Source organism: Streptomyces sp. NPDC045701, from assembly GCF_056432045.1.
Window position 1 is genome coordinate 1 of the sequence record NZ_JBWKJV010000098.1, and the last position, 8,145, is coordinate 8,145.

Consider the following 8,145-nt stretch of genomic DNA (forward strand, 5'->3'; position numbering starts at 1 on the left):
TTGTTACGGGAGCTCTGGCGTCATTGCAGGCATTCCAGGCCACACCACTCGAACGTGCCACTCCACTTACCGTCACCGGTTCTCAGTCAGGCACTCAGGCTTGCGGGACGGCCGTCGGCGGCGGTCTCCCGCCGGCGCCGTTTCTCGGCCGCGTCAGCCGGGCCAGGTGCCCGTCACACGGCTGACAGCGGTGGGGCCGGCCCGGTCGACGGCGGCCTTGACCACGGCGAAGATCGCGCCCTGGAGGGCGGCGGCGAGGAGGATCTCCTGCCAGGAGCGGTCCTGGTCGGTGGCGTCCGGGGCGTCGTCGTCGTGCTCGATCATCTTCCACGCCTGCTTGAACGCCGCGCCGGCGAGCATGCCGCTGGCCGCGCCCAGGGCCAGACCGACCGGCTTGTAGGCGACCTTCGATGCCTTCACCGGCACCGCCGGCTGCGTCGGATGAGCAGGAAGGCGACGAGCACGGCGGCCGCGGCGAGCAGCGGGGTGCGCTTCGCCCGTGCCATGCTCGCGGCCTGGCCGGCCTTCTCGCGTACGGGGTCGGGGGTCTTGTCCGCGGCGAGCTGCCCGGCGCGGGACGCCGTGTCGCGGACCTGCGCTGCGGCTGCGGCTGCCTTGTCGAGTAGCGGGTCGGGGGTCTTGTCCTTCACCAGCTGCTTTGCCTGTTCCGCCTTGTCGCGGACCTGGTCGGTGAGGTGTGCGGCCTTCTGCGCGGCTTGCTCCTTGACGGCGGCTGCCTGCTCCTGCGCCCTGGCCTTCACGTCGGCTTTGGCGGCCAGAGCCTCGACGGTCTGGCCCAGCTCGTCGCGGGTGTGCTCGACCTGCTGGCGCAGCTCTTCGGGAGTGGGGGCGGACTCGCTGCCTTGGGGCTTGTCGCTCATCGGTGGGTCTTCTCCTTGATCTCGGCCATGTCGGCCTTGACGCTGTCGATGGTCTGCTCAGGCACGGGCGGTCCGGCCTTGGCGGTCTCCTTCTTCCCGGCCATCGCCATGACGGCGGCGACCGATGCCAGCACGGCGGCGACGATCAGAGCCGAGGCCCACAACGGGAGCAGCAGGGCCACGGCGGCGATCACAGCCCCCGTGAGGGCCTGCGCGGCCAGAAAGCCCACGAGGCCGGCGCCGCCGAACAGGCCGCCGCCCATCCCGAACCGCTTGCCCTTCGCGGTCATCTCCGCCCCGGCCAGCTGCATCTCCTCGCGCACGAGATCCGAGATCTGCTGCGACGCGCGGGTCACCATCGCGCGCCCACCGAGTCGGTGCTTTCTGCCTTCACCTTGTCCTCCCACAACTGCCCCGCTTCACTGACCGGTGATGGCTGCACGATGGCGGCCATCGACGCCACACGGGCGGCGCCGCGCCGCTCAGCTGCCCTGGTTGGTCCCGGTGGTGTCCTGGATGGGTGCGTCGGCGTTGCGTTTGACCGAGTCGATGCCGTTCAGGCAGGAACGGTGCGTCTCGGCTCGCTGGTGGCGATGACCTGCCCGTTGGTCGCGATCAGAACGAAGTGATAGCCCTTGGCCGGCTGGTGCCGTACCTCGAAGCGAGCCGCCATGGCAGATCCCCTCCTCTTTGAGATGTACACGGTGCTGTCGGTGGCGCGGTTACCCCCCAACCGGCCAGGCACCCGCCCCGCGCCGGCGCTTTACCCCAAGCGGCGTACAAGCAGGCGGGGTGTGGCGCGCACCAGTGCGGCCGCGGCCAGCCCGATGGCGGCTCCCGTTGCGACGTCGGAGGGGTAGTGGGCGCCGTCGTGGACGCTCGATCGCCACCAGAACGGTCGGCACGGCGCAGGCGGCGCCCGCCCACGGCCAGGGCGGGGTGACGGCGGCGGTGAAGGCGACGGCGGCCACAGTGTGCCCGGAGGGGAAGGAGGAGCTGTCCGGCCGCTCCTCCACCCTCCTCCGGCCGCCATGAGGACGGCGGTGGACCACCACAGTTTCGTGTGCTCGGCCGCGTCTTCGATCGGCGGCAGCAGGTCACGGGCCCAGGCCGAATCCCAGGACGCCATGCGTTTGGTCAGCCGGTTCTCGCCCGCGCAGGGCCTCCACAATCCTCATGCTGATCAGCTGCCCTCGCGGAGGCGGTTCAGACGGTGTTCACTCCATGCGGCGGCGCTCTTCATCGCTCCATTTGCGGGTGTCGCGTGGCTGGACGTAGGGCTCCTCGTCCTTGGGGTGGCCGCCGGCGATCGCGCGCTGGCGGGCCATCTCCGCGTCGAACTCCAGCCCCAGAAGGATGGCGATGTTGGTGATCCACAGCCACACCAGGAAGATGATCACGCCGGCGAGGGTGCCGTAGGTCTTGTTGTAGGAGGCGAAGTTCGCGACATAGAACGCGAAACCGGCCGAGGTGATCATCCAGATCAGCAGGGCCAGGAAGCTGCCGGGGGTCACCCACTTCAATCCGCGGCCCTTGGCGTTCGGGGCAGCCCAGTACAAGATCGCGATCATGATCGTGACCAGGAGGACAAGGACCGGCCACTTGGCGATCGACCACACCGTCAGGGCGCTGTCACCGATGCCCAGGGCTGTGCCTGCCTGCCGGGCCAGGCTGCCCGTGAACACGACGATCAGCGCGCTGACGACGGCGAGGATCATCAGCACGACGGTCAGGGCCAGGCGCAGCGGCAGGACCTTCCACACCGGGCGTCCTTCTGGCATGTCATAGACGGCGTTGGAGGTGCGGATGAACGCTGCCACGTAGCCGGAGGCGGACCACACGGCGACGGCCAGGCCGACGATCGCCAGGAGCGATCCGACACCGGCGTTGCCCTGCAGCTGCTGCACCGCACTGCTGATCATATCACGTGCCGAGCCCGGGGTGAGCTTTTGGAGGTTGTCCAGGACCTGCTTGGTTGCCGTCTCCCCGGCGATGCCCAGCAGGGAGACCAGGACCAACAGAGCCGGGAAGAGGGCCAGCACGCCGTAGTAGGTCAGCGCCGCGGCCCGGTCGGCGAGCTCGTCGTCCTTGAATTCCTTGAAGGTACCCCGCAGCACCGCCCACCAGGAGCGCTTGGGCAGCTCGCTGAGCTGGTCCGGGGCCCGCTCCTCCACCCGCTCATCCGGGCCCGCATCGCTGTCCCGGCCCGTCTCGAGGCGGTCGTGGTCGTCTCCGTTGCCTGACTTCGGTGAGATGGGTGCCATACCTGGCGGCTTTCCACGACAGCGTCCCTCATGCCCCGCCCTCACCTGGAGGCCGGGAGCGCGTTTAGTCCGGGCTATACGGGTACTGTAGTCGCCGAAATGCTGCCCAGGACTTCGGGCCCAAGGACGTGGCCGGCGGTGCGGACGACGAACAGGTCGCCGAGGCCCTGGTCGAAGATGATCTCGGCGGCGAGCCTCGACTCCGAGCCTCCGAGCAGTACCGCCAAGGGCTTCTGGGCGAGCTCGGTCCGCCGGGCAGCGTTCTGGTTGGGGTGCTGCGGGGCCCCGGCTACGAAGCGCTGGTTCCCGGCGAACAAGGCGTCAAGCGTCTGGGCAGCAGAGACAGGAGTGGATGCCATGCCAGCAGCCCATAATCCTGCGATCCGGGACGTCATACAGACCTCGCTGTTTTACAGGCTGTCGGCGGCATTCCCGGCGGGTCAGCGGGGAGAATAGACGAATGATCTATGGGAGTCACCGCGCCAAGGGCGCGCCGGCCCTGGGGGCGCGGCCCGGCCAGGACGGGCCTTTCGGACGTTGGTCCGACCCGGTCGGCAACGACCCGCACACCCACGAGCTGGCCGAGCTGAGAACGCAGACGCTCGTGTGCCCCAGCTGTGCGGCGGGGCCGACCGACGGCCAGGCCCGCACCATCGCCGCGGCCGGAAACCGCCTGACAGTGACGTGGCACCGCCTGCCCTGCCCGCACTACGAGGCCGACCGTGGCCTGGCAGGAGAAGAGGACTGATGCCTGGCGGGCCGTGCCGAGTCCCAGGGGTGCGGTCAGGCCTGACCCCCGTGCAGGCTCTCCCGGCTCCCCAGTACCGTCGGCGTGCCGGGCGTGATCGTAGCGTGGTCCGCCCGCCCTCGCGCGGGGCGTGACCTGCGACGGGGACAATCCGTTAAGGGGATGACATGACGGCAGCGCCAGGAACCCCGGCGGGTGCCGTGCCCGGCGAGCCTGCCGGACCGGGCGGCCTTGGTTGGGCCCCGGCCGGTCCGGCAGGCATCGATCCGTCCGTGCGTGAGACGGTCGAGCAGATCGTGCGGGCGGTCCGCGACGGCAACGACGCGGCCATCCGCACCCTGCTGACCGACCTGGCCGCCGTCGCGGACACCGCGGCCCTGCTGTACCTGCGCAAGCGGCTGTACGCGACGACGTGACTGTGGATCGGGGCGCTGCCGGGTCCTCACGGGCTGGGACCCGGTCACCCTGCTGGGGTGGCTCGCCCGCGGACTGCACCTGGCGCCGAGCTACGCCGACCCGCTGCTTCCCCGATCTGCCGGGCCCGGTCCACCACGGCCGGCCATCGCACCCACTCACCCGCCATGCACATGTACACGTCGGCGCCTACCGTTGCGCGCGGCGAGCCGGGCAGTCGACGCACCGGGCGCGCCTTGGTGATCGCCACCCCGCCGGTCCGGTCGCGCAGCACCTTCACCTCGTTGCAGGGCGCTGACGCGCCAGGGGCTGCCGGGTGCGGCGCGGACCAGCTCGACGAACGCGGTGGTGATCTCGGGGGTGCCTTTCCATCCGTCGCGTCCGGTGGGGGTGAGGGTGGCGGTCCACTGGCAACGCGGCCGCCCGGCTGGCGACCGGCGCGCTCATGCTCAAGGCGCGCGGCGCCGGCGCGGCCGCGGGGGCGGCGTCCGGCGCGTCGGCCGCGGGCGGCCGGGGTCCCGGCGGTGCCGGTCCGTCCTGTGGCGGCCCCTCGGGCGGTGGCTCGTCCGGACGCGGTGGCGGTGCGGCTCCCAGGGCGGTGGCTCCCGCTCGGGTGGCGGCCCGGCGACCGGCGGCGGGCAGGGCGGCGGTTCCTCGGTGCCCGGACAACCGGGGCCTCCGGCGCCCCCTCGCGGCCGCGTCAGCCCAGCCCCACCAACCAGGGCCGGCCGGGCGGCGGCTCGGGCCCCTCCGGCACCGGCACCGGCCGCTCCGGCGGCACTGGATCGAGTGGAGGACCCCGTGGCAGCACCCGTTGAACCCCCGCAGCAGCGCACGTACGGCAACTGGCGCCGCCCCCAACGGGCCGGCGTCGGGAGCCTGTCGTTCGCGGGCACGCTGCTGCTGTTCCTCGGCCTGATCGCCGTGGTGCTGACGATGCTCGTCTCCGTCGTGCTCGCGCTCGGTATGGCGGGCGCGCTCGTCCTGGTGCTCCTGCCGCTGTCCATCCGCGACCGGCACGAGCGGACGCTGCTGACCCGGCTGGGCGGGCGCCTGGCCTGGCGCCGCAGCGTCAAACGGGGCGCCCACCTGTACCGGTCCGGGCCGCTGGGCCGGACCGGGCACGGCACGTGCGCCCTGCCGGGCCTGGCGGCGTCCTCGACCGTGAGTGAGGCGCACGACTCCTACGGCCGCCCGTTCGCCATGATCACCTACCCCTACAGCAACCACCACGTCGTCGTGCTGACGTGCGATGCGGACGGGGCCGCTCTGGTCGACCAGGACCAGATCGACGTGTGGGTGGCCTACTGGGGCCAGTGGCTCGCCGGGCTCAGCACGGAGCCCGGTCTGGTCGGGGCGAGCGTGACGATCGAGACGGCACCCGTCTGCGGCTGCGTCAGGAGGTGGAGGGGAACCTGGTCGACTCCGCCCCGCAGCTGGCCAAGGACATGCTGCGGGAGGTGCTGGAGACCTACCCGGCCGGCTCCGCTCAGATCTCCACCCGGGTCGCCCTCACCTACAGCGGGGCGGCCCGGCCCGGCCACCCCCGGCAGACGGCCGACGACATGGCGATACTACTGGGCAACCGGCTGCCGGGCCTGACGTCGGGCCTGTCGATGACCGGTGCGGGCGCGGCCCGGCCGATGACGGCAACGGAGCTGGCGGAGGCGGTCCGCATCGCCTACGACCCGGCCGTGGCACCCCTGGTGGAGAAAGCGCGCGCTGCCGGCGGGTCGGGCCTGACGTGGGCCGACGCGGGCCCGGCGGCGGCAGAGGAATCGCGGGACTCCTACCAGCACGATTCGGCGTACTCGGTCACCTGGATGATGAGTGAGGCGCCGCGCGGAGAGGTGCAGTCCTCCGTCCTGACCGGGCTGCTCGGCCCGCACGCCGACATCGCCCGCAAACGGGTGTCCCTGCTGTACCGGCCGCACGACCCGGCCTCCGGCGCCCGGATCGTGGAACAGGACCGGAAAGACGCACTGTTCCGCGCGCAGCAGCGGCGGGTCGGACGGGCCCGTGACGACATCGCCGTGCGCGCCGCCGAACAGTCGGCGGCCGAAGAAGCGGCCGGGGCGGGCGTGATCCGGTTCGCCATGCTCGTCACCGCCACGGTCGCCAGCCGGGAGGACCTGCCTCGCGCTCGGGCGGCCATCGACACACTCTCTGCCCCCGCCCGGGTCGCCCTGCGGCCCGTATGGGGCTCCCAGGCCTCGGCGTTCGCCGCGTGCCTGCCGATCGGGCTCGTCCTGCCGCTGCACCTGGCCGTGCCCACCTCCGTCCACGACAACCTCTAGATCCGCCGCATGGCGCTGGGCCTGAGCGGCTACGGCATGCATCCGATGATCTTCGGGGACCTGAAACCTGACTACGTCGACCTGGTGCGGGCGCTGGGCGGGCAGGTCATCACCCTGGGCCGGGGACGGGGCCACCTGAACATCCTCGACCCCGGCGAGTCCCTGGCGGCCGCTGAGCGGCTGACCGGGGACGCACGGCGGGCTCTGCTGGCCGGCGCGCACGGTCGGCGCCTCAACATGCTCAGCGCCCCAGTCACGATTCTCCGCCGGGAACCGCCCACGGACCGTGAGGAGACGATCCTGGCGGCCGCGCTCAACGTGCTGGACGAGAAGCACGACGGCGTGCCCGTCCTCGGAGACCTGCTGCAGGTCATCAAGGACGCACCGGAGCCGGTGCGGGCGGCCGCGCTCGACCGCGGGGATTTGATCCGGTACCACGCCATACCGGAACGGCTGGAGTCCTCCCTGGCCGGCCTCCTCGGACACAGGGGCGGCTCGGGACGGCTTCGCGTACCCCACCACGGAGCCGATGAAGTTGGACAGGCCGGTGGTGTTCGACATCAGCTCCATCGATGACTCGGAGGTGCTGCTGCAGGCGGCCCTGCTGTCCTGCTGGAGCTACGGTTTTCGGCGCGGTCGCCTCCGCACATGCGCTGGCGGACGCCGGACTGGAGCCGGAGCGGCGGTTTTTCCTCGTCCTGGATGAGCTGTGGCGGGTGCTGCGGGCCTCCAGCGGCCTGGTGGACGGGTCGACGTCCTGACCCGCGTCAAACGCACCGGGGGCGTCAGCATGGCGATGGTCACCCCCACCATGCAGGACCTGCTCGCGCTGCCCACCGAGGAAGACCGGCAGAAAGCGGCCGGATTTCGTGGAGCGGGCGGACATGGTCATCTGCGCGGGCCTGCCCCGCGACGAAATGCCGCGCCTTTCCCAGGTCGTCGGCCTGTCCCGGATCGAGCAGCAGCGGCTGACCGAATGGTCCACGCCCCCCGCCTGGGACACCACGGACGTACGGGTGGCCCCCGGGACGCGGCAATTTCTTGATCAAGGTCGGCGGCCGGCCCGGCATCGCCATACACGTGGAGCTGACGGAATCGGAGCTGGCCGTGCACGACACAAACAAGCGCTGGCACCAGCGGCAGGGGCGCCCCTGCCCGTACGTCGCCCAGGGAGTCTCAGCCGACGGGCGGGGAGCGGGAGCTGGCCGCCGGGCCAGCAACCGGCCCCCCTGTACGTGTGGGACGGATCCCGCTGGCGGTACGCCGTTGTGCAGGCCCGGCATACGACGAGAACGGGCGGGTCGTGTACCAGCTCTCATGCCGAGTTTGTCGGTGCGGTCGTACGAGTGGCCGCAGCCCGGCCTGCGTGAGGGGCCTCGCGTTTTTCGGACAGGGTCTGGCAGATTATTTCATGCAGCGAGTCCCAAACTCTGAAATTCGGCATGAATTTCAATAGGAGGACGATAGCCAACTGCCGAGTGAAGACGTTTGCGATTGTACCAGAACTCGATGTATCGAGTGATGTCTCGTCGAGCCTCTTC

At 71.1% G+C, this 8,145-nt stretch carries 8 protein-coding genes and 2 pseudogenes; 4 read left to right on the forward strand and 6 right to left on the reverse strand.

What is annotated here, in order from left to right; genetic code table 11:
• Positions 1 to 153: 153 nt before the first annotated feature.
• From AC07DW_RS32495 to AC07DW_RS32520, 6 genes and pseudogenes are all read right to left on the reverse strand, one after another.
• Positions 154 to 420 (reverse strand): DUF4235 domain-containing protein, encoded by a 267-nt coding sequence (locus tag AC07DW_RS32495; RefSeq protein ID WP_478861249.1) that lies wholly within the window; start codon positions 418 to 420, stop codon positions 154 to 156.
• Positions 417 to 881, reverse strand: coding sequence for a DUF3618 domain-containing protein (locus tag AC07DW_RS32500; protein ID WP_478861242.1), 465 nt, complete (start codon positions 879 to 881; stop codon positions 417 to 419). Before AC07DW_RS32500 ends, AC07DW_RS32495 begins: the two co-directional genes overlap by 4 nt.
• Positions 878 to 1,240, reverse strand: coding sequence for a phage holin family protein (locus AC07DW_RS32505; RefSeq protein WP_478861243.1), 363 nt, complete (start codon positions 1,238 to 1,240; stop codon positions 878 to 880). Before AC07DW_RS32505 ends, AC07DW_RS32500 begins: the two co-directional genes overlap by 4 nt.
• Before the next feature lie 197 nt (positions 1,241 to 1,437).
• Positions 1,438 to 1,554, reverse strand: coding sequence for a DUF1508 domain-containing protein (locus AC07DW_RS32510; protein WP_478861244.1), 117 nt, complete (start codon positions 1,552 to 1,554; stop codon positions 1,438 to 1,440).
• 544 nt (positions 1,555 to 2,098) lie between these two features.
• Entirely contained in the window at positions 2,099 to 3,145 is a 1,047-nt protein-coding gene (locus AC07DW_RS32515) for a YihY/virulence factor BrkB family protein (RefSeq protein WP_478861245.1), read from the reverse strand.
• A gap of 98 nt (positions 3,146 to 3,243) precedes the next feature.
• A pseudogene (locus tag AC07DW_RS32520) lies at positions 3,244 to 3,504 on the reverse strand (carbonic anhydrase); the annotation flags it as partial.
• A gap of 101 nt (positions 3,505 to 3,605) precedes the next feature.
• Here AC07DW_RS32520 and AC07DW_RS32525 point away from each other — a divergent pair.
• The 4 genes and pseudogenes from AC07DW_RS32525 to AC07DW_RS32540 all read left to right on the forward strand — a co-directional run bounded on the left by AC07DW_RS32525 (position 3,606) and on the right by AC07DW_RS32540 (position 7,180).
• Positions 3,606 to 3,893 carry a hypothetical protein gene (locus tag AC07DW_RS32525; RefSeq protein WP_478861246.1) on the forward strand — a complete coding sequence of 96 codons (288 nt, stop codon included), beginning with the start codon at positions 3,606 to 3,608 and terminating at the stop codon, positions 3,891 to 3,893.
• Between the two features lie 272 nt (positions 3,894 to 4,165).
• A complete protein-coding gene (locus AC07DW_RS32530) occupies positions 4,166 to 4,309 on the forward strand; it encodes a hypothetical protein (RefSeq protein ID WP_478861247.1) in 144 nt (47 codons plus the stop codon).
• Positions 4,310 to 5,108: 799 nt separating this feature from the next.
• A pseudogene (locus AC07DW_RS32535) lies at positions 5,109 to 6,604 on the forward strand (SCO6880 family protein).
• A 9-nt stretch (positions 6,605 to 6,613) separates the two neighbouring features.
• Positions 6,614 to 7,180 carry a hypothetical protein gene (locus tag AC07DW_RS32540; RefSeq protein WP_478861248.1) on the forward strand — a complete coding sequence of 189 codons (567 nt, stop codon included), beginning with the start codon at positions 6,614 to 6,616 and terminating at the stop codon, positions 7,178 to 7,180.
• Positions 7,181 to 8,145 lie beyond the last annotated feature (965 nt).